The sequence below is a fragment of the Pseudomonas sp. genome (assembly GCF_032058845.1).
Classification (GTDB): Bacteria; Pseudomonadota; Gammaproteobacteria; order Pseudomonadales; family Pseudomonadaceae; genus Aquipseudomonas.
Map to the genome: position 1 here is coordinate 46,727 of NZ_DAMCCR010000001.1, position 19,051 is coordinate 65,777.

General features: G+C 64.3%; 18 protein-coding genes. 8 read left to right on the forward strand and 10 right to left on the reverse strand.

Annotation, left to right across the window (positions count from 1 at the left end; genetic code table 11):
* The first annotated feature begins 54 nt into the window (after positions 1-54).
* Positions 55-1,212: an MFS transporter gene (locus tag RT028_RS00220; RefSeq protein ID WP_312931075.1), complete on the forward strand. Its 1,158-nt coding sequence runs from the start codon at positions 55-57 to the stop codon at positions 1,210-1,212.
* Complete coding sequence (locus RT028_RS00225) at positions 1,209-1,745, forward strand: oxidase (protein WP_312931077.1); 537 nt, start codon at positions 1,209-1,211, stop codon at positions 1,743-1,745. The genes RT028_RS00220 and RT028_RS00225 overlap by 4 nt, the downstream gene beginning before the upstream one ends.
* Before the next feature lie 48 nt (positions 1,746-1,793).
* Here the strand turns inward: RT028_RS00225 and RT028_RS00230 are convergent, their stop codons facing one another.
* The gene (locus tag RT028_RS00230; RefSeq protein ID WP_312931079.1) at positions 1,794-2,066 is read right to left on the reverse strand and encodes a DUF3509 domain-containing protein; all 273 of its coding nucleotides are present in this window, start codon (positions 2,064-2,066) and stop codon (positions 1,794-1,796) included.
* A gap of 278 nt (positions 2,067-2,344) precedes the next feature.
* On the opposite strand from RT028_RS00230, the gene RT028_RS00235 reads away from it, so the two are divergent.
* Together RT028_RS00235 and RT028_RS00240 are read left to right on the forward strand one after the other, a co-directional pair.
* A complete protein-coding gene (locus RT028_RS00235; protein ID WP_312931186.1) occupies positions 2,345-2,869 on the forward strand; it encodes an ankyrin repeat domain-containing protein in 525 nt (174 codons plus the stop codon).
* Between the two features lie 53 nt (positions 2,870-2,922).
* Positions 2,923-3,450: a hypothetical protein gene (locus tag RT028_RS00240; protein ID WP_312931081.1), complete on the forward strand. Its 528-nt coding sequence runs from the start codon at positions 2,923-2,925 to the stop codon at positions 3,448-3,450.
* A gap of 327 nt (positions 3,451-3,777) precedes the next feature.
* Here RT028_RS00240 and RT028_RS00245 read toward each other — a convergent pair whose 3' ends face one another.
* The 3 genes from RT028_RS00245 to RT028_RS00255 form a co-directional block, all read right to left on the reverse strand.
* Positions 3,778-4,956 (reverse strand): VWA domain-containing protein, encoded by a 1,179-nt coding sequence (locus RT028_RS00245; RefSeq protein ID WP_312931082.1) that lies wholly within the window; start codon positions 4,954-4,956, stop codon positions 3,778-3,780.
* Positions 4,957-4,966: 10 nt separating this feature from the next.
* Complete coding sequence (locus RT028_RS00250; protein WP_312931083.1) at positions 4,967-5,812, reverse strand: MoxR family ATPase; 846 nt, start codon at positions 5,810-5,812, stop codon at positions 4,967-4,969.
* Between the two features lie 205 nt (positions 5,813-6,017).
* A complete protein-coding gene (locus RT028_RS00255; protein WP_312931084.1) occupies positions 6,018-7,091 on the reverse strand; it encodes a DUF748 domain-containing protein in 1,074 nt (357 codons plus the stop codon).
* 135 nt (positions 7,092-7,226) lie between these two features.
* Here RT028_RS00255 and cysK point away from each other — a divergent pair, with 135 nt between their 5' ends.
* Both cysK and RT028_RS00265 read left to right on the forward strand, forming a co-directional pair.
* Positions 7,227-8,201 (forward strand): cysteine synthase A, encoded by a 975-nt coding sequence (gene cysK / locus RT028_RS00260; protein WP_312931085.1) that lies wholly within the window; start codon positions 7,227-7,229, stop codon positions 8,199-8,201.
* 310 nt (positions 8,202-8,511) lie between these two features.
* Positions 8,512-9,447, forward strand: coding sequence for an aspartyl/asparaginyl beta-hydroxylase domain-containing protein (locus RT028_RS00265; protein WP_312931087.1), 936 nt, complete (start codon positions 8,512-8,514; stop codon positions 9,445-9,447).
* Between the two features lie 3 nt (positions 9,448-9,450).
* Here the strand turns inward: RT028_RS00265 and RT028_RS00270 are convergent, their stop codons facing one another.
* The 6 genes from RT028_RS00270 to RT028_RS00295 form a co-directional block, all read right to left on the reverse strand.
* Positions 9,451-9,930: a DUF4265 domain-containing protein gene (locus tag RT028_RS00270; RefSeq protein ID WP_312931089.1), complete on the reverse strand. Its 480-nt coding sequence runs from the start codon at positions 9,928-9,930 to the stop codon at positions 9,451-9,453.
* Positions 9,927-10,820 (reverse strand): DMT family transporter, encoded by an 894-nt coding sequence (locus RT028_RS00275; protein WP_312931091.1) that lies wholly within the window; start codon positions 10,818-10,820, stop codon positions 9,927-9,929. The genes RT028_RS00270 and RT028_RS00275 overlap by 4 nt, the downstream gene beginning before the upstream one ends.
* Positions 10,821-11,206: 386 nt before the next feature.
* Positions 11,207-11,947, reverse strand: coding sequence for a YciK family oxidoreductase (locus RT028_RS00280; RefSeq protein ID WP_312931093.1), 741 nt, complete (start codon positions 11,945-11,947; stop codon positions 11,207-11,209).
* A 40-nt stretch (positions 11,948-11,987) separates the two neighbouring features.
* Complete coding sequence (gene mupP / locus RT028_RS00285; protein ID WP_312931095.1) at positions 11,988-12,659, reverse strand: N-acetylmuramic acid 6-phosphate phosphatase MupP; 672 nt, start codon at positions 12,657-12,659, stop codon at positions 11,988-11,990.
* A 2-nt stretch (positions 12,660-12,661) separates the two neighbouring features.
* Positions 12,662-13,360 carry a bifunctional 2-polyprenyl-6-hydroxyphenol methylase/3-demethylubiquinol 3-O-methyltransferase UbiG gene (ubiG, locus tag RT028_RS00290; RefSeq protein WP_312931096.1) on the reverse strand — a complete coding sequence of 233 codons (699 nt, stop codon included), beginning with the start codon at positions 13,358-13,360 and terminating at the stop codon, positions 12,662-12,664.
* 54 nt (positions 13,361-13,414) lie between these two features.
* Positions 13,415-14,740, reverse strand: a complete 1,326-nt coding sequence (locus RT028_RS00295; protein ID WP_312931098.1) for a TRZ/ATZ family hydrolase — start codon at positions 14,738-14,740, stop codon at positions 13,415-13,417.
* A 167-nt stretch (positions 14,741-14,907) separates the two neighbouring features.
* Between RT028_RS00295 and mtnA the strand changes: the two genes are divergently transcribed.
* Both mtnA and gyrA read left to right on the forward strand, forming a co-directional pair.
* A complete protein-coding gene (mtnA, locus tag RT028_RS00300; protein ID WP_312931100.1) occupies positions 14,908-15,984 on the forward strand; it encodes an S-methyl-5-thioribose-1-phosphate isomerase in 1,077 nt (358 codons plus the stop codon).
* Between the two features lie 257 nt (positions 15,985-16,241).
* Positions 16,242-19,013: a DNA gyrase subunit A gene (gene gyrA / locus RT028_RS00305; protein ID WP_312931102.1), complete on the forward strand. Its 2,772-nt coding sequence runs from the start codon at positions 16,242-16,244 to the stop codon at positions 19,011-19,013.
* Positions 19,014-19,051 lie beyond the last annotated feature (38 nt).

Here is a 19,051-nt window from a genome sequence, read left to right on the forward strand (position 1 = left end):
GCACCACTTCGCCGCGCCGCTGACTGGCGCAGCCCTGCCGTAGCCGCGGAGCCCATGCCCACCATCCCGTACTGGCGCCTCTCCAGCTTCTACCTCTGTTACTTCGCGTTGCTGGGCGCCACCGCGCCGTTTCTCGCGTTGTACTTCGATCATCTGGGCTTTGCCCCGGCGCGCATCGGCGAGCTGGTGGCCATTCCCATGCTGATGCGCTGCGTGGCCCCCAACCTATGGGGCTGGCTCGGTGATCGTAGCGGGCAGCGCTTGCTGATCGTGCGCCTTGGCGCGTTGTGCACCCTGGTCAGTTTCTCCTTGATCTTCTTCGGCCACAGCTACGCCTGGCTGGCCCTGGTGATGGCCCTGCACGCGTTCTTCTGGCACGCAGTGCTGCCGCAGTTCGAGGTCATCACGTTGGCGCACCTGCACGGGCAGACGGCACGCTACAGCCAGGTGCGCCTGTGGGGCTCGATTGGTTTCATCGTCAGCGTGGTCGGCCTGGGCCGGCTGTTCGAGTGGCTGAGCCTGGACATCTACCCCCTGGCCCTGGTGGCAATCATGGGCGGTATCGTCCTCGCCAGCCTCTGGGTGCCCAATGCCCAGCCGGTCGAGCACGGGCAACGGCCGGGGGCCGAGGGCTTCGTGCGGCAGTTGCGCGCGCCTGGGGTGCTGGCCTTCTATGCCTGCGTGGCGTTGATGCAGCTCAGCCACGGGCCTTACTACACCTTCCTCAGCCTGCACCTGGAACACCTGGGCTACGACCGCGGCGCGATTGGCCTGTTGTGGGCGCTGGGGGTGGTGGCAGAAGTGTTGATGTTCCTGGTGATGAGCCGGCTGTTCGCGCGGGTCTCGATCCAGGCGGTGCTGCTGGTCAGCTTCGCGCTCGCCTCGGTGCGCTGGCTGTTGCTGGGAACCCTGGCGGACGTGCCGGCGGTACTGATCCTGGCGCAGCTGATGCACGCGGCCACCTTCGGCTGCTTCCATGCGGCCAGCATTGCATTCGTGCAATCGAGCTTCGGCCCGCGCCAGCAGGGCCAGGGGCAGGCGCTGTATGCCGCGTTGTCGGGTATCGGCGGCGCCCTCGGTGCGCTGTACGCCGGTTATGCCTGGAGCCTGCTGGGCGCCACCTTTACCTTTGCCGTCGCCAGCCTTGCTGCGCTGGCGGCTGCCCTGATCACCGCGTTCGCCCTGAGCGCCTCCCGGAGCCTGTCACGATGAGCATTCTCAGCGTCTTCCACTGCACCCGTCCCGCGCAACCCAACAAGGTCCTCACCCATGCCACTGACATCGCCACCACCCTGGCCGAGCATGGCGTGCAGTTCAGTCAGGCTGAACTCATCGGCCAGCCGCGCCCAGGCGCTGGCCAGCCAGCGGTGCTGGAGGCGCTGGGCAGTGAAGTGCAGGCCTTGTCGAGCGCCCATGGCTGCGCTGCGGTCAGCGTGATCGACTGCGACGGTTCGAATGCAGGACATGCACCGGCAGAAGGCGAACATGCCTACGACACGCCGGAAACCCTGATGATCCTCAGCGGACGTGCACAGATGAGCGTGCGCAGCGGCGATTGGGTGCTGGCGGTGCTGTGTGAGCGAGGCGATGTGCTGCGGGTGCCGGGCGGCAGCGGGCGCTGGCTGAGCCTGGGCGACCATCCGTTCTGCGTGGCACTGCGGATGCGAGAGGGGGAGGGTGATGCGTTACCGGTGGTCAGCGAACACGCAGGCCCAAGCGAATTTCCAGGCATGGATGAACTCTGAGGTATTAGTGGGGCCATAGACATGGCCCCAGGTCATGCAATGCGGGGTTTAGCGGTAGGTCGGCAGAGCGAAGCGCTGTTGGCTTTGCAGCATCGAGATCACCGGCAGCTCGCTGGCTTGTTCGGCCAGGTCACGGCGGATGGCACTGATGGCCCACGACAGTTGCTCGGCGCTGTGCAGTTGAGCGTACGACAGCACACGGCGGCTGACTTTGCTGTCAGCGGCGCGCAGGGTCAGCAGGATGCCACCGTCAGGACGGGGCTGCGTGTTGACTTGGTACCCTGGGAAGACGGAAGTGAATTTCTGTTGAATAAGGTCCATGTCGAGCTCCTGAACGGTAAGGGTTGCAGATTCTGTTCAAGAGAGTTGCAGCGACCGTGCCAGCTTTTGCGCTGAATAAAATCCCTTTAAAAACAATCACTTAATTTGTTTCAGAATTAGTTACTCGTTGCAGCCTGCAAGGTCGTGCACTTTGCACAGTGCAATTTGCAATGCCGGGCTGGCACATAGCCCAGCGCTTTCGTGGCGATAGATTCTGAACCTTTGTCTTCTGGCGCAGGCCTGACGCAGTATTGGGCGAACAATCTGCCAGGAGATCCATCATGCAAGACGCTGCCCCCGCCACCATGACCGATGAAGAAACCGCTGCCTTTGCCGAGCAGGTCTTCGACTGCGCCCGTCGCGGCGATGCCGACATGCTCACGCGCCTGCTGGGCAGCGGTTTGCCGGTCAACCTGCGTAATGGCAAGGGCGATACATTGCTGATGCTCGCCAGTTATCACGGCCATTTCGAGGCGGTGCAGGTGTTGCTCAAGCACGGCGCTGACCCCCTGCTGGCCAATGACAACGGGCAGATGCCGATTGCCGGGGCGGCGTTCAAGGGTGACCTGCCGATGATCAAGCTGCTGATGAAGCACGGTGTGCCGGTTGACGCCGCTGCCGCCGACGGCCGCACTGCGCTGATGCTGGCAGCGATGTTCAACCGTAGCGAGATTCTGGAATTCCTCTTGGCGCAAGGCGCAGACCCGTCGCTTCAGGACGCACGCGGTGCCACCGCGCTGGTGGCCGCCCAGACCATGGGTGCCGTGGACGCCGCCGCACGGCTGCAAGCGCTGGCCGGCTGACCCGGGCAGGGGTATTCTTGGCGCCTTTTTCCACCTGCCAGGCGACCCCTCCCATGAAAAACCCGTTGCGCGAACTCATTGCCCTCATCGGCGCGGGCTGCATGCCTGAACAGGACATCGAGCGCATCGCCGACGAAGCCGCCCAGGCTTACGCCGATCCGGCCGCTTTCCTGGCTGCCAACCCCGACATCAACTACGACGACAGCTTCCCCATCCCGCTGGGCGAATGGGTGGTGGTCGGCAGCCTGCCCGACACCGTGCTGTTCCAGGCCGAGACCTATCAGCAACTGTTCGAGGCCATCAGTGGTTCGTTCGATCAGAGCGTCGCCTTCAACCTCAAGCCCAAGCAGCTGGCGCGCACCGAGCCACTGACTGCGTTGAACCGCATCCAGGTGCAGATGAGTGCGTTGAATAAAGAAGGCGGCGGCTATGTCTTGCTCAACTTCAGCCAGGAGCTGGATGACCCGCTGCACATGGTGATCGCCGCGCGCAATGATCTGCCGCGCATCCTGGAACTGGCCGCCGAAGTGGGCATCGCCGCCGAACCTGCGCTGGAGGCGCTGAAGGCCGCTCAGGCCTGAGCCGCAGCCTCCTCGTGGGCAGGTGGTCTTACCGCGCAAACGCGTACCTGTGCGGCCGGTCCGGCGCTCCGGTAATCTATGGGCTACGCCGCGCACCTGTGGGAGCGGCTTCAGCCGCGATGGGCTGCTCAGCAGCCCTGACATCTGCAATCGCGGTTTATCGGGGTACGCGTCGCTTGAGTCAGGACGGCTGCGCCGTCCATCGCGACTAAAGTCGCTCCTACCCGGATCGCGGGCTCCTACCGGACCGCGTTTCTCCACCCGGATCGCTTGCTCCCACCCGGACCACACGCGCTCATTCATCACATAGTGCGCACGTCTGGCAGCTCACTTGGCCAGGTATTTCATCCCGTCTTCCAGCCCTTGCAGCGTCATGGGAAACATCCGCGCTTCCAGCAGTTCGCGCACCAGCCCGATCGAGGTGGTGTAGTCCCATGCGCGGGTTGGATAGGGATTGATCCAGATGACCTTGCGAAATTTCTCCAGTACCCGCTGCATCCACACGTAGCCGGCTTCCTCGTTCCAGTGCTCGACGCTGCCGCCCGGCTGAGTGATCTCGTAAGGCGCCATGGCCGCGTCGCCGACGAACACCACGCAATAGTCATCGCCATACTTGTGCAACAGGTCGAACGTGGCCATGCGCTCGTTGCTGCGGCGCTGATTGTTCTTCCACACCGACTCGTAGATGAAGTTGTGGAAGTAGTAGTACTCCAGGTGCTTGAACTCGCTGCGGCATGCCGAGAACAGCTCCTCGCAGACCCGTACATGGGCATCCATCGAACCGCCGATGTCGAACAGCAACAGCAGCTTCACGGCATTGCGCCGCTCCGGGCGCATCTGGATGTTCAGCAAGCCGGCATCGCGCGCGGTGTGGTCGATGGTGCCGGCAATGTCGAATTCTTCGGCGGCGCCCTGGCGGGCGAACTTGCGCAGGCGGCGCAGGGCCAGCTTGATGGTGCGGGTGCCCAGTTCGACTTGATCGTCGAGGTTCTGGTACTCGCGCTGCTCCCAGACCTTCACCGCCTTGCCCTGGCGCTCGCCGGCATCGCCCACGCGGATGCCCTCGGGGTTGTAGCCGCCTGAGCCGAAGGGGCTGGTGCCACCGGTACCGATCCACTTGTTGCCGCCGGCATGGCGCTCCTTCTGCTCGGCCAGGCGCTGCTTGAAGGCTTCGATCAGCCTGTCCAGGCCGCCAAGGGACTGGATCTGCGCCCGCTCTTCAGCGCTCAGCGAGCGCTCGAATTCCTTGCGCAACCAGTCTTCGGGAATCAGCGCCTCCAGGTGCCGATCGAGGTCGACCAGTCCATTGAAATAGGCACCGAACGCGCGGTCGAACTTGTCGAAATGCCGCTCGTCCTTGACCAGGATCGTGCGGGCGAGGAAGTAGAACTGCTCCATGTCGGCGAACACCACGTGCTGCTCCAGGGCCGCATGCAGGTCGAGCAGTTCGCGCAGCGACACCGGCACCTTGGCCGCGCGCAGTTCGGTAAACAGGTTGAGCAGCATGATGGGCTCCTCAGCGGTTGCCGCGGCGGCTCATGAAGGCCAGGCGTTCGAGCAGCTGCACGTCCTGTTCGTTTTTCACCAGGGCCCCCGCCAGGGGTGGAATGGCCTTGGTCGGATCACGCTCGCGCAGCACTGCCTCGCCGATGTCATCGGCCATCAGCAGCTTGAGCCAATCGACCAGCTCCGAGGTGGACGGCTTCTTCTTCAGGCCCGGCACCTTGCGCACATCGAAAAACACATCCAGCGCCTCGCTCACCAGCGACTGGCTGATGTTCGGATAATGCACGTCGACGATACGTTGCAGCGTGGCGCGGTCGGGGAAAGCGATGTAATGGAAGAAGCAGCGGCGCAGGAAGGCGTCGGGCAGCTCTTTCTCGTTGTTCGAGGTAATGATGATGATCGGCCGGTGCCGGGCCTTGATGGTTTCATCGGTCTCGTAGACGTAGAACTCCATGCGGTCGAGTTCTTGCAACAGGTCGTTGGGGAATTCGATGTCGGCCTTGTCGATCTCATCGATCAGCAGTACCACCCGCTCGTCGGCCTCGAACGCTTCCCAGAGCTTGCCCTTCTTCAGGTAGTTGCGCACATCGTGGACCTTGTCCACGCCCAGTTGCGAGTCGCGCAGGCGGCTCACGGCATCGTACTCGTACAGGCCTTGCTGGGCCTTGGTGGTCGACTTGATGTGCCAGGTGATCAGCCGCGCGCCGAACGAGGCCGCCAGTTGTTCGGCCAGCAAGGTCTTGCCGGTGCCCGGCTCGCCCTTGACCAGCAGGGGGCGTTGCAGGGTGATCGAGGCATTGACCGCGAGTTTCAGGTCGTCGGTGGCGACGTAGTCGCGGGTCCCTTCAAATTTCATCGAGCGTTCCTCATGGCCGGCAATGGGCAGTGCGGGGGACTATAACCGCAGCCTGGTGCGCAAATGCAACCCAGCTGTGCGGGGGCAGCAGCAGTCAGTCAAGTGATCGGGCCTCTCCCAGTTGATCGAAGCGCCGGACCGCTCAGCCACTGGGGCTGAATGCCAGCCCAAATAGCCAGAACGCGGGCCAACCGGCTGCATCGGTCTATTCGGCATCGGGCTTTGGCTGTTCGTAGCGGGCATTGAACGCCTGCACGAAGCCATTGCGCAGAATCTGCAGGAAGGCCTGGAAGGCGCTGATGTCCTGTTGGTGCACGCTGCCACTGAGATTGACGCGGGTGGCGAACTGGTTCTTCGGCTGATTCTTCAATACGTTCTGGCCAGCGCCGACCACCGCTTCCCACACCGAGCGGAAGAAACCCTTGTCTTTGTTTTCCACATCCTGCTGCCAGTTGAACACTTCCACGTCACGCAGCAGCGGCTTGATGTAGCCATTGAGCCGACCGTTTTCGGCCTGGGCTTCGATCACCACCTCGCCATGGCCGGCGTTGAAGTCGAACTTGCCATACGCGCTGGCGAAATCATTGAGCTGACGCAGGGTGATGTCGCGGGCGCGCAGACGGAACTGGAAGTCATCGAAGTCGCTGAACGGGTCGAAGGTGGCGCTGCTTTCGACCTTGGCGTCACCGAACAGCCGCGCCTTGGCCTCGAAGCTGGCATCGCGGCGGCCTTCCTGGTCGCGCACGTTGGTCAGGTTGTGAATGCTGGCTTCGAGCTGGGTGGCCTGCAGGCGTACCGGAGGCTTGGACTGGAAGTTGCGAAAGCTGAGGGTGCCGTCGTGGATCAGCACTTCGTTCAAGGTGATGGGCAACAGCTTGTCCAACTGCTGACGCCAATCGGTGCCCTGGCCGGACTGCGACGTCTGTTTGCTGCCACCGTCGACGAAGTTGATCACCGGGCTGTCGAAGGTCACCTGGGCCACTACGGCCTGGTCATACCAGAGCGAATGCCAGCTCACCGAGATGTCGATGACGGGTGCTTCGAGCAGCGGTACGGGCACCTTGCCGCTGGTCTTGACGATCTTCAGGCCGTTGATCGTGTAGGCGCCGCGCCACCAGGCGAGGTCGACGTCGCTGACCTGGCCACGGTAGTCGCCCATGTCGGCCAGTTTCTCGTTGAGGTAGTCGCGCACCAGCCAGGGCAGGGTCAGGTGCAGGGCCACCAGCAGCACGAGCAGGCTGACGAGGCTGACCAGTGGCCAGCGGTAACGGGCTTTCATCGACGGTGCTCCATGGTGCCTCTCCAGATGCGGTAGGAGGTTGACCGTGAGCGGTCGCTGCGAGTTCGACAGGCTTTACGGGCTACCGGGGCAGGCTTACCCTGAGCGTCTACATCGCCTGCCAAAGGACCCAGCATGAGCCGCATCTACGCAGACAACGCCCACTCCATCGGCAACACGCCACTGGTACAGATCAACCGCATCGCCCCGCGCGGGGTCACCATCCTGGCCAAGATCGAAGGGCGCAACCCCGGCTACTCGGTCAAGTGCCGGATCGGCGCAAACATGGTCTGGGAGGCGGAAGCCAGCGGCAAGCTCAAGCCGGGCATGACCCTGGTGGAACCCACCTCGGGCAACACCGGCATCGGCCTGGCCTTCGTCGCCGCTGCCCGCGGCTACAAGCTGCTGCTGACCATGCCCGCCTCCATGAGCCTGGAGCGGCGCAAGGTGCTCAAGGCGCTGGGCGCCGAACTGGTGCTTACCGAACCGGCCAAGGGCATGAAAGGCGCCATCGAGAAGGCCAGCGAAATCGTCGCCTCCGATCCTGCGCTCTATTACATGCCGGGCCAGTTCGAAAACCCGGCCAACCCGGCCATCCATGAAAAGACCACCGGCCCGGAAATCTGGAACGACACCGACGGGGCCATCGATGTGCTGGTCGCAGGCGTCGGCACCGGCGGCACCATCACCGGCATTTCGCGTTACATCAAGCACACGGCAGGCAAGCCGATCCTGTCCGTGGCGGTCGAGCCCGTCAGCTCGCCGCTGATCACCCAGACCCTGGCCGGCCAGGAACTGCAACCGGCGCCGCACAAGATCCAGGGTATTGGCGCCGGTTTCGTGCCGAAGAACCTCGACCTGTCGATCGTCGATCAGGTTGAAACCGTCACCGATGAAGAGTCCAAGGCCATGGCTTTGCGGTTGATGCAGGAGGAGGGGATTCTCTGCGGGATTTCTTGCGGTGCGGCCATGGCGGCTGCGGTGCGCCTGGCCGAAAAGCCGGAAATGCAGGGCAAGACGATCGTGGTGATCCTGCCGGACTCGGGCGAGCGTTACCTGTCAAGCATGCTGTTCAGCGACCTGTTCAGCGAGCAGGAAAACCAGCAGTAATTTGTTCGCCGTCTGCAACCACTGATCCGGCGCACTGCCGGGTCAGCGCATTGCGCGCGAACGCTTGATCGGACACATCGCCCGGGGTTGTTTTTCGCTGGGGCGGATGGGTTTATGCGCGCAGGAAAACCAGCAATAAGCCCTGCGTCGCTCTGCACCACTGATCCGGCGCAATGCCGGGTCAGCACACGGCGTGCACACTCTTGATCGGACGCATCGCCCCGGGTTGTTTTTCCCTGGGGCGGATGGGTTTATGATGTCCGGCGATTTCTGGCAGCCATCGCCTGTTTTCCTCTCCAAGGAGTGTTGCATGACGTTTTCCTTCATCGCCAAGGCGGGTGTCCTGCTGGTGTTCATTGGCAGCGTGCTGTATGTGCACCTGCGCGGCAAGGCGCGCTTGCCGGTCCTGCGCCAGTTCGTCAACCATTCGGCGCTGTTCGCCCCCTACAACGCGCTGATGTACCTGTTCTCCGGCGTGCCGTCCAAGCCCTATCTGGACCGCCAGCGGTTCCCCGAGCTGGACGTGCTCAAGGACAATTGGCAGGAAATCCGCGTCGAGGCCATGCGCCTGTTCGACGAGGGCTATATCCGCGCTGCCGAGAAAGACAACGACGCAGGTTTCGGCTCGTTCTTCAAGAAAGGCTGGAAGCGCTTCTACCTGAAGTGGTACGACAAGCCGCTGCCGTCTGCCGAGGCGCTGTGCCCACGCACTGTAGAGCTGGTCAGCAGCATCCCCAACGTCAAGGGCGCGATGTTCGCCCTGTTGCCGGGCGGCAGCCACCTCAACCCGCACCGCGATCCGTTCGCCGGCTCCCTGCGCTATCACCTGGGGCTGTCGACGCCGAACTCGGACAACTGCCGCATCTACGTCGACGGTCAGCCCTACGCCTGGCGCGACGGGGAAGACGTGATGTTCGATGAGACCTACGTGCACTGGGTCAAGAACGAAACCGACATGACCCGGGTGATCCTCTTCTGCGACGTCGAGCGGCCGCTCAACAGCCCGTTGTTGACCCGACTCAATCGCCAGGTCAGCGCCTTCCTGGGGCGTGCCACTGCGCCGCAGAACACCGATGACGAACGCGTGGGCGGGATCAACCAGGCCTACGCCTGGAGCAAGCGCTTCAGCAACAGGTTCAGCGCCCAGGTGAAACAGTTCAAGCGCGCCAACCCCAAGGCTTACCGCATCCTGCGGCCGGTGCTGGCGGTAGTCGTGGCATACCTGCTGTATCGCTGGTTGTTCTGATGCTCAACCCGCGCCGGGCAGCAAGCCGTCCGGTAGCGGGTGTCGCAACACCCCCTCCTCGAAGTCCACGATCCCGGCCTCGCGCTGTACCAGCAGAAAGTACAGCAGCGGGGCGATGCTGGCCTGCGCCGGGACATGAATCGCCAACAGCCGTGTCGAGCGTTCCAGCTCGCACGGGCAGGCGAAGTCCTGCAGCGCGGCATGCACCTCATCCAGGTCATCGTTGACCTTGACCATCACCCGCAACATCGAAGCGCCGCTGCTGTGCAGCAGCCTGTCGAGCCAGAGCGCCTCGCCTTCGCGGCGCACGCTGATAAGGTCGCCAGGGGCGATGTCGTAGGCGTGGAAGGGCAGGCTGTCGATGCGGTAGCCGTGTTCGGTTCGCTGCGCCCAGAGCCCTTCCACCGACGCGGTGGGGTAGCCGTTGGCGTCGTGGGGCAAGCGCACCAGCACCTTGCAGAAATCGCCATGACCTTCGCTCATGCCGGGTCCAGTCGCCTGGCGCGGGCAGGACGCAGCACCAGCCACAGCGCCAGGCTGATCAGCACGCCGCCGTACAAGTGGCCGAGCGACAGCGGTTCATCCAGCAGCCAGGCGCCCCATAGCACGCCGAACACCGGGATCAGGAAGGTCACTGTGCTGGCTCGCACCGGGCCGATGTCGCTGAGCAGCCGGAAATACAGCACGTAGGCGAAGGCCGTACACAGCAGGCCCAGCCCCAGCAGCGAGCCCCAGACCGACCAGCCGCCCCAGCTGGCCGGAGGCTGGGTGGTGACGCTCCACAGAAACGCCGGGGTCAGCAGCAACGTGGCGCCAAGCATGCTGCCAAGCGCCGACAGCCGACTGTCCAGCCCGCTCACCCAGCGCCGTGCGAGGAACCCGGCAAAGCCGTAGCAGGTGGTGGCCGCCAGGCAGGCGAGGGCGCCTTGTATCAGCGACGCATCCAGCGCCACGGGCCCCGCACCGCTGAGGATGGCGACGCCAAGCAGGCCGAGAGCGATGCCGATCAGCTTGGGCAGGGTCATGCGTTCATGGAAGAACAGCGCACCGATCAGCACGCCCATCAACGGCGTGGTGGCATTGAAGATCGCCGAGTACCCGGCCGGCAACACTTGTGCGGCGACTGAGTAGAAGGTCGCGGGAATGCCGGAATTGATCATCCCCAAGACCAGGCAGGCTTTCAGCTTGCCCTGGAAATGCCAGCCGACCCGAGAGGCCGCGACGATGGCGATCAGGCCCAGGCAGGCGATCGATACGCGAAAGAACGCGGTGGGCACGGTGCCAAGCTCAGGGGCGATGATCCGCATGAACAGGAAGCTCGCACCCCAGACGGCGGCGAGCAGGATCAGGCGGATGAGGGCGGTAGCGGGCACGGATGGCTCCAGGAAAAAGACGGGGCGTCGTTGTGTTTGTGTGTGGGGGGGCGGGACGGCGTTGCCGGCCATCGCGACTGACCGGAGCGCCGGACCGGCCCCACCCAGACCGCGCTTACTTCTATTTCGGCCCTGTGGGAGCGGCTTCAGCCGCGATGGGCGGCGCAGCCGACCCAAAGGCTGACACTTCGGTTTTCCTGCTGTTTCGCGGCGTCTGAATCGGGCCGGCTGTGCCGGCCATCGCGGCTAAAGCCGCTCCCACAGGGATCGCGTTGCTGTCGACAGAGGCCTGATCCGACCGTTTGTCAGCCCTTGACGGAAGACAGTTGGCTCCTACTGGGCCACAGGGTTGCTCGGCAACACTGCCCCGCCCGCCAAGGCTGACCTCACTGCGCGTTGAGCGCCCGCCCATTCACGGTCTTGCTGTCCGGCCCCATCAGGTACAGGTATACCGGCAGGATGTCTTCGGGCAGCGGGTTGTTCTGCGGATTTTCACTGGGATAGGCCTGGGCACGCATGCTCGTGCGGGTCGCCCCCGGGTTGATGCTGTTGGCCCTCACCGGCGCCACGCCGTCCAGCTCATCGGCCAAGGTCTGCATCAGGCCCTCGGTGGCGAACTTCGACACCCCATAGGCACCCCAGTAAGCCCGGCCCACGCGACCGACGCTGCTGGAGGTGAACACCACCGACGCGTCCTCGGACAATTTCAGCAGCGGCAACAGCGTGCTGGTCAGCATGAACGTGGCATTGACGTTGATGTGCATCACCCGCATGAAGTGATCGCCCGACAACTGCTCCACCGGCGTGCGCGGCCCGATGATCGAGGCATTGTTGAGCAACCCATCGAGGCGCCCGAACTGGTTCTCGATCATCACTGCCAGCTCGTCGTACTGGTGCGCCAGGGCGGTTTCGAGATTGAACGGGATGACCACCGGTTCCGGGTGGCCGGCTGCCTGAATCTGGTCATAGACCTCGTTCAGGTTGGCCTCGGTCTTGCCCAGCAGCAGCACGGTGGCGCCCAGCGCGGCGTAGGCCTTGGCAGCGGCGGCACCGATGCCGCGGCCAGCACCGGTGACCAGAATCACACGGTCCTTGAGCAGCTCGGGGCGGGCGGTGTAGTCGAACATGGCAGAGGTCCTTGCAGTCGGAGAGAGGAATGCGGCGCGCTCAGCAGCCACACAGCGCGCTGTCGAGCACCTTGCGCAGATCCAGCGGATGGTCCACCACCACATCGGCGCCCCAGTTGTTGGGGTTGTCCTCGGGGTGGATATAGCCAAAGCGCACGGCGGCGGTACGGGTGCCAGCGTCACGGCCCGACTCGATATCGCGCAGGTCGTCACCGACGAACAGCACGCTGGCCGGGTCCAGCTTGAGCGTGGCGCAGGCCAGAATCAGCGGCTCGGGGTCGGGCTTGCTGTTTTTCACGTGGTCCGGGCAGATCAGCAGCGCCGAGCGCTCGGCCAGGCCCAGGCGCTGCATGATCGGCTCGGCGAAGCGCAGCGGTTTGTTGGTTACCACACCCCACAGCAGGCCGCCTTTCTCGATGTCGTCGAGCAAGGTGTCCATGCCGTCGAACAGGCGGCTGTGCACGGCACAATCGCGCTGATAGCGCTCGAGAAACTCCAGGCGCAATGGCTCGAAGCGCTCATCGTCCGGCTCGATGCCAAAGGTGGCGCAGACCATCGCCCGCGCACCGCCCGAGATCACATCGCGGACGGTCTTGTCAGCGACAGGCGCCAGGCCGCGCTCGGCGAGCATGGCCTGGGCGATAGCGATGAAGTCTGGCGCGGTGTCCAGCAGGGTGCCATCCATGTCGAACAGAACAGCTTGCAAACGCATGCTTAGGCCTCGCGCAGGGTCTGGATCATGTAGTTGACGTCAACGTCACTGCTCAGCTTGTAGTGCTTGGTCAGCGGGTTGTAGGTCAGGCCGATGATGTCCTTGACCTCAAGGCCAGCGGCACGACCCCAGGCACCCAGCTCGGACGGGCGGATGAATTTCTTGAAGTCATGGGTGCCGCGCGGAAGCATCTTGAGGATGTATTCAGCGCCGACGATGGCCAGCAGATAGGCCTTGGGGTTGCGGTTGATGGTCGAGAAGAACACCTGGCCGCCCGGCTTGACCAGGCGCTTGCAGGCCTCGATCACCGAGGATGGGTCGGGCACGTGCTCGAGCATCTCGAGGCAGGTGACCACATCGAACTGGCCGGGCATTTCGTCGGCCAGTGCTTCGGCAGTGATCTGCCGATAGTCCACTTCCACCCCTGATTCCAGCTGGTGCAGGCGGGCCACCGACAGCGGCGCCTCGCCCATGTCGATGCCCGTGACGGTCGCACCGCGCAGGGCCATGGCTTCGCTGAGAATGCCGCCGCCGCACCCGACGTCGAGCACCTTCTTGCCGGCCAGGCCGACGCGCTCGTCGATCCAGTTGACGCGCAGCGGATTGATGTCATGCAGCGGCTTGAACTCGCTCTCGCGGTCCCACCAGCGGTGGGCAAGGGCCTCGAACTTGGCGATTTCAGCGCGATCGACGTTGCTCATTGAACCATTCCTCGGAAGATCTTCATTAATAGGGGTGCCTGCAGCGCTGCTGCGTCATGGGCGCTGCGCTCGCATGCGCTCGCCCCAGGCCCGCGCGTTAGCGGCCAGGGCGTTGGCGTCCATGCGCGTCAGGCGGCGGTCGTCGAGCAGCTGCTGCCCTTCGACCCACACATGCCGCACGCAATCGCGGCCAGTGGCGTAGATGAGTTGGGACACCGGATCATGCACCGGTTGTTGCGCCAGGCCGGACAGATCGAACACCACCAGGTCGGCGGCCTTGCCGACTTCCAGTGAGCCGGCACGCGCCTCGATGCCCAGGGCGCGGGCGCCGTTGAGTGTGGCCATGCGCAATGCACGATGGGCGTCCAGGGCACTGGCAGAGTCGGCCACGGCCTTGGCCAGCAGCGCCGCAGTACGGGTTTCACCGAGCAGGTCGAGGTCATTGTTGCTGGCCGCGCCATCGGTGCCGACCGCGACATTCACGCCGGCCTGCCACAGCTGCTCGACCGGGCAGAAACCGCTGGCCAGCTTGAGGTTGGACTCCGGGCAGTGCACCACGCTGGTGTTGCTTTCCACCAGCAGGGCCAGGTCGTCATCGCTGACCTGGGTCACGTGTACCGCCTGCATGCGCGGGCCCAGCAGGCCCAGACGGCTGAGCCGGGCCAGTGGGCGCTCACCGTGCTCGTTCACGGCCTGCGCCACTTCGCTGGCGGTTTCGTGCACATGCATCTGCAGCGGCGCGTCGAGCTGGTCGGCGATGACGCGGATCTTCTCCAGGCTGGCATCGCTCAGCGTGTACGGCGCATGCGGCCCCAGTGCCAGGGTGATGCGCGAGTGCTGGCGCAGGTCGTCGAACAGTTCGATGGCCTGGTGCAGGCCATCGTCCACCGTGCGTGCGCCAGGGATCGGGAAGTCCAGCAAGGGCACGGCGATCTGCGCACGGATGCCACTGCGCTGCACGCGGTCGCAGGCCTGGCGCGGGAAGAAATACATGTCGGCAAAACAGGTGATGCCGCCGAGCAGCTGTTCGGCAATGGCCAGGTCGGTGCCATCGGCAACGAAGGCTTCATCGACCCAGCGCGCTTCGGCCGGCCAGATGTGCTGTTCGAGCCAGGTCATCAAGGGCAGGTCATCGGCCAGGCCGCGAAACAGGCTCATGGCGGCATGGCCGTGGGCGTTGATCAGCCCAGGCGCCAGCAGGCAATCAGGCAGTTCACGCACCTGTGTGGCCGCAGGCGCCCGGTGACGCGGGCCGATCCAGGCGATCAGGCCGTCACGCACGCCCAGGGCATGTTCGGTCAGCACCACGCCTGCGGGTTCGACCGGCACCAGCCATTGGGGAATCAGCAGCAGGTCGACAGGGGGCGCGGCACTGGGCATGCAGGGTGTACCTGGGTTTCGGCAGAGCGCGGAGTATACCGCAATGCCACAGGGTTGAGCTTCCCCGGCAGGGCCCGCCTGCGACGGGGGTGAGCGTTTCCCGAGCACCTGTGCAGGCAGCTCGGTATACTTCGCCGTTTTTCACACGTGAACGGCGAGGAGAAGCAATGCGCGAGCGACTTTTGGCGGCAGAGAAGGTGATCGGCATCCGCTGGCGCGATGGCGCGCTGCACCTGCTCGATCAGCGCCTGTTGCCGGCTCACGAGCATTGGCTGATCTGTACCGAAGTGGGCGAGGTGGCCGCGGCGATCCGCAACATGGCTGTGCGCGGCGCGCCGGCCATTGGCATCAGCGCCGCCTATGGGCTGGTGCTGGCGATGCGCGAGCGATTGACCGAAGGCGAGGGCTGGGAGCAGTCCCTGGAAGAAGACTTCATGGCCCTGGCCGAGTCGCGCCCCACGGCCGCCAACCTGTTCTGGGCGCTCAATCGCATGCGTGAGCGCTGGTTGCGTGTGCGCCCCGGCGAACCTGTGCTGGCCGCGCTCGAGGCCGAGGCCGTGGCGATCCACGCGAGCGACCGAGAAGCCAACCTGACCATGGCCCAGTACGGCGTCGAGCTGATCCGTCGGCACCAGGGCAGCGAGCAGACCTTCTTCACCCATGGCAACGCCGGCGCCCTGGCCTGTGGTGGTATCGGCACGGCGCTCGGGGTGATTCGCGCCGCGCAGCTCGAAGGCATGGTCGAGCGGATCTATGTCGACGAAACCCGGCCCTGGCTGCAAGGCTCGCGCCTGACCGCCTGGGAACTGGCCAACGAAGGCGTGGCCGTGACCCTGTGCGCGGATTCCGCCGCGGCTCACCTGATGAAGACCAAGGGCATCACCTGGGTGATCGTCGGTGCCGAGTGCATCGCCGCCAACGGTGATGTCGCCGCCAAGATCGGCACCTATCAACTGGCCGTCGCGGCCATGCACCATGGCGTGCGGTTCATGGTCGTGGCGCCGAGCACCAGCATCGACCTGAACCTCGAGAGCGGCGACGACATCGAGTTGGAGGAGCGGCACGCCGACGAGCTGCTGGATGTGGCAGGCGAGCGGGTCGCGGCGAGCGTGGAGGTGGTCAATCCGGTGTTCGACGTGACGCCGGCCGACCTGATCGATGCGATCGTGACCGAGCGCGGCATCATCGAGCGGCCCGATGCCGCCAAGATCGCGCAGATGGTGTGCCGCAAGCGCTTGCACTGAGCCCCGGTCGGGGACGTTTCGCGAAGGGATCGGCAGCACGCGCGAGATGCTGCCAGATCTCCCATCACCCCGGTCGTTGTGGTAACATCCGGCGGTTTCCAAGGCGGCCCATGATGGCTGTCTTCATTGCGCAAATCCATGTCACAACTCATTGATTTGTCGTAAGTCGTCGCACCCTTGTGCGTTGCGGCGGCGAGCTTCGTTCGTCCCAGGAGGGATTTGACGGAGTTTCACCAGAAAAAGGAATCAGGCTTCTCATGGGCGAACTGGCCAAAGAAATCCTCCCGGTCAATATCGAAGACGAACTGAGACAGTCTTACCTCGACTACGCGATGAGCGTGATTGTCGGGCGAGCGCTGCCCGATGCGCGTGACGGCTTGAAGCCGGTGCATCGTCGCGTTCTGTTTGCGATGAGCGAGTTGGGCAACGACTGGAACAAGCCGTACAAGAAATCCGCCCGTGTGGTCGGTGACGTGATCGGTAAGTATCACCCCCACGGTGACACTGCCGTCTACGACACCATCGTGCGCATGGCGCAGCCGTTCTCCCTGCGCTACCTGCTGGTAGACGGCCAGGGCAACTTCGGCTCGGTCGACGGCGACAACGCCGCGGCCATGCGATACACCGAAGTGCGCATGTCCAAGCTGGCGCACGAGCTGCTGGCCGACCTGCACAAGGAAACCGTCGACTGGGTGCCGAACTACGACGGTACCGAGCAGATCCCGGCGGTCATGCCTACGCGCATCCCCAACCTGCTGGTCAACGGCTCCAGCGGCATCGCTGTGGGTATGGCCACCAACATTCCGCCGCACAACCTCGGCGAAGTGATCGATGGCTGCCTGGCGCTGATCGACAATTCCGAGATCACGGTCGATGAACTGATGCAGTTCATCCCGGGTCCGGACTTCCCGACTGCCGGGCAGATCAACGGTCGCCAGGGCATCATCGAGGCCTACCGCACCGGTCGTGGCCGCATCTACATGCGCGCCCGCTCGGCCATCGAAGACATCGACAAGGTCGGTGGTCGCCAGCAGATCGTCATCACCGAGCTGCCGTACCAGCTGAACAAGGCGCGTCTGATCGAGAAGATCGCCGAGCTGGTCAAAGAGAAGAAGCTCGAGGGCATCACCGAACTGCGCGATGAGTCCGACAAGGACGGCATGCGCATCGTCATCGAGCTGCGCCGTGGCGAAGTGCCGGAAGTGGTGCTCAACAACCTCTATTCGCAAACCCAGCTGCAGAGCGTGTTCGGCATCAACATCGTCGCCCTGATCGACGGTCGTCCGCGCCTGCTGAACCTCAAGGACCTGCTCGAAGCGTTCGTCCGTCACCGCCGCGAAGTGGTCACCCGGCGCACCGTGTTCGAGCTGCGCAAGGCGCGCGAGCGGGGCCATATCCTCGAAGGGCAGGCGGTCGCGCTGTCCAACATCGATCCGGTCATCGCCCTGATCAAGGCCTCGCCAACGCCTTCCGAGGCCAAGGAAGCGCTGATCTCCACGCCGTGGGAATCGTCTGCCGTGCAGGTCATGGTCGAACGCGCCGGGGCCGATTCATGCCGTCCTGACGACCTGCCCGAGCAGTTCGGCCTGCGTGAAGGCAAGTACTGGCTGTCACCGGAACAGGCCCAGGCCATTCTCGACCTGCGCCTGCACCGCCTGACCGGCCTCGAGCACGAAAAACTGCTGGCCGAGTACCAGGAAATCCTCGCGCAGATCGGCGAGCTGATCCGCATCCTGAGCAGCGCCGAGCGCCTGATGGAAGTGATCCGCGAAGAGCTCGAAGCCATCCGTGCCGAATACGGCGATGTGCGCCGCACCGAAATCCTCGATGCCCGTCACGATCTCAACTACGGCGACATGATCCCGGAAGAAGAGCGCGTGGTGACCATCTCCCACGGCGGCTATGCCAAGACCCAGCCACTGACGTCCTATCAGGCCCAGCGCCGTGGCGGCAAGGGCAAGTCGGCCACCGGCGTGAAGGACGAGGACTACATCGAGCACCTGCTGGTCGCCAACAGCCACGCCACGCTGCTGCTGTTCTCCAGCAAGGGCAAGGTCTACTGGCTGAAAACGTACGACATCCCTGAAGCATCGCGCGCTGCGCGCGGTCGGCCAATGGTCAACCTGCTGCCGCTGGAAGACGGCGAGCGCATCACGGCGATGCTGCAGATCGATCTCGAAGCCTTGCAGCAGAACGCCGACCCCGATGAAGAGCTCGAAGAGGCCGATGACGCAGTGCTCGAAGGTGAACTGATCGAGCCGGAAGAGATCGACGAAGTAGACGGCGACACGCCGGAACTGGTCGCAGAACCCACCGGCGCGTTCATCTTCATGGCCACCGCGTGCGGCACCGTGAAGAAGACCCCGTTGGCCCAGTTCGCCCGGCCACGCACCAGCGGCCTGATCGCGGTGAAACTGAAAGAGGGTGACACCCTGATCGCGGCGGCCATCACCGATGGCGCCAAAGAGGTCATGATGTTCTCCAGCGCCGGCAAGGTCATCCGCTTTGCCGAGAGCGTGATCCGCCAGATGGGCCGAAGCGCCCGCGGCGTGCGCGGCATGCGCCTGCCCAAAGGTCACGAGGTGATCTCGATGCTGATCCCCGAGTCCGGCGCGCAGATCCTCACCGCTTCGGAGCGTGGCTATGGCAAGCGCACGCCGCTGTCCAAGTTCCCGCGCCGCGGGCGGGGTGGTCAGGGCGTCATCGCCATGGGCACCAAGGGCCGCAACGGCGACCTGATCGGCGCCATCCAGGTGCACGAGGGTGAGGAGATCATGCTCATCTCCGACCAGGGCACGCTGGTGCGTACCCGGGTCGGTGAGGTGTCGAGCCTGAGCCGCAACACCCAGGGTGTGACCCTGATCAAGCTGGCCAGCGACGAGAAGCTGGTGGGTCTGGAGCGTATCCAGGAACCTTCCGAAGACCTCGACGAGTTGGTCGAGCTGGACGAAGACGGCGTGGAGCGTGTGGCCCTCGACGGGCTGGATGAAGACGGCCCTGCGGCCGCCGAAGAGTCCGGCCAGGAATAACATGGCGCAAACCCGGCGGGGCGACACAGGTCGCCCCG

Coding starts and splice junctions, on each gene's coding strand:
- mtnA (WP_312931100.1), top strand. CDS start 14,908: ATGCGCGAGCGACTTTTGGCGGCAGAGAAGGTGATCGGCATCCGCTGG.
- RT028_RS00265 (WP_312931087.1), top strand. CDS start 8,512: ATGACGTTTTCCTTCATCGCCAAGGCGGGTGTCCTGCTGGTGTTCATT.
- RT028_RS00230 (WP_312931079.1), bottom strand. CDS start 2,066: ATGGACCTTATTCAACAGAAATTCACTTCCGTCTTCCCAGGGTACCAA.
- ubiG (WP_312931096.1), bottom strand. CDS start 13,360: ATGAGCAACGTCGATCGCGCTGAAATCGCCAAGTTCGAGGCCCTTGCC.
- RT028_RS00295 (WP_312931098.1), bottom strand. CDS start 14,740: ATGCCCAGTGCCGCGCCCCCTGTCGACCTGCTGCTGATTCCCCAATGG.
- RT028_RS00270 (WP_312931089.1), bottom strand. CDS start 9,930: ATGAGCGAAGGTCATGGCGATTTCTGCAAGGTGCTGGTGCGCTTGCCC.
- RT028_RS00245 (WP_312931082.1), bottom strand. CDS start 4,956: ATGCTGCTCAACCTGTTTACCGAACTGCGCGCGGCCAAGGTGCCGGTG.
- mupP (WP_312931095.1), bottom strand. CDS start 12,659: ATGCGTTTGCAAGCTGTTCTGTTCGACATGGATGGCACCCTGCTGGAC.
- RT028_RS00280 (WP_312931093.1), bottom strand. CDS start 11,947: ATGTTCGACTACACCGCCCGCCCCGAGCTGCTCAAGGACCGTGTGATT.
- RT028_RS00225 (WP_312931077.1), top strand. CDS start 1,209: ATGAGCATTCTCAGCGTCTTCCACTGCACCCGTCCCGCGCAACCCAAC.
- RT028_RS00250 (WP_312931083.1), bottom strand. CDS start 5,812: ATGAAATTTGAAGGGACCCGCGACTACGTCGCCACCGACGACCTGAAA.
- cysK (WP_312931085.1), top strand. CDS start 7,227: ATGAGCCGCATCTACGCAGACAACGCCCACTCCATCGGCAACACGCCA.
- gyrA (WP_312931102.1), top strand. CDS start 16,242: ATGGGCGAACTGGCCAAAGAAATCCTCCCGGTCAATATCGAAGACGAA.
- RT028_RS00240 (WP_312931081.1), top strand. CDS start 2,923: ATGAAAAACCCGTTGCGCGAACTCATTGCCCTCATCGGCGCGGGCTGC.
- RT028_RS00255 (WP_312931084.1), bottom strand. CDS start 7,091: ATGAAAGCCCGTTACCGCTGGCCACTGGTCAGCCTCGTCAGCCTGCTC.
- RT028_RS00220 (WP_312931075.1), top strand. CDS start 55: ATGCCCACCATCCCGTACTGGCGCCTCTCCAGCTTCTACCTCTGTTAC.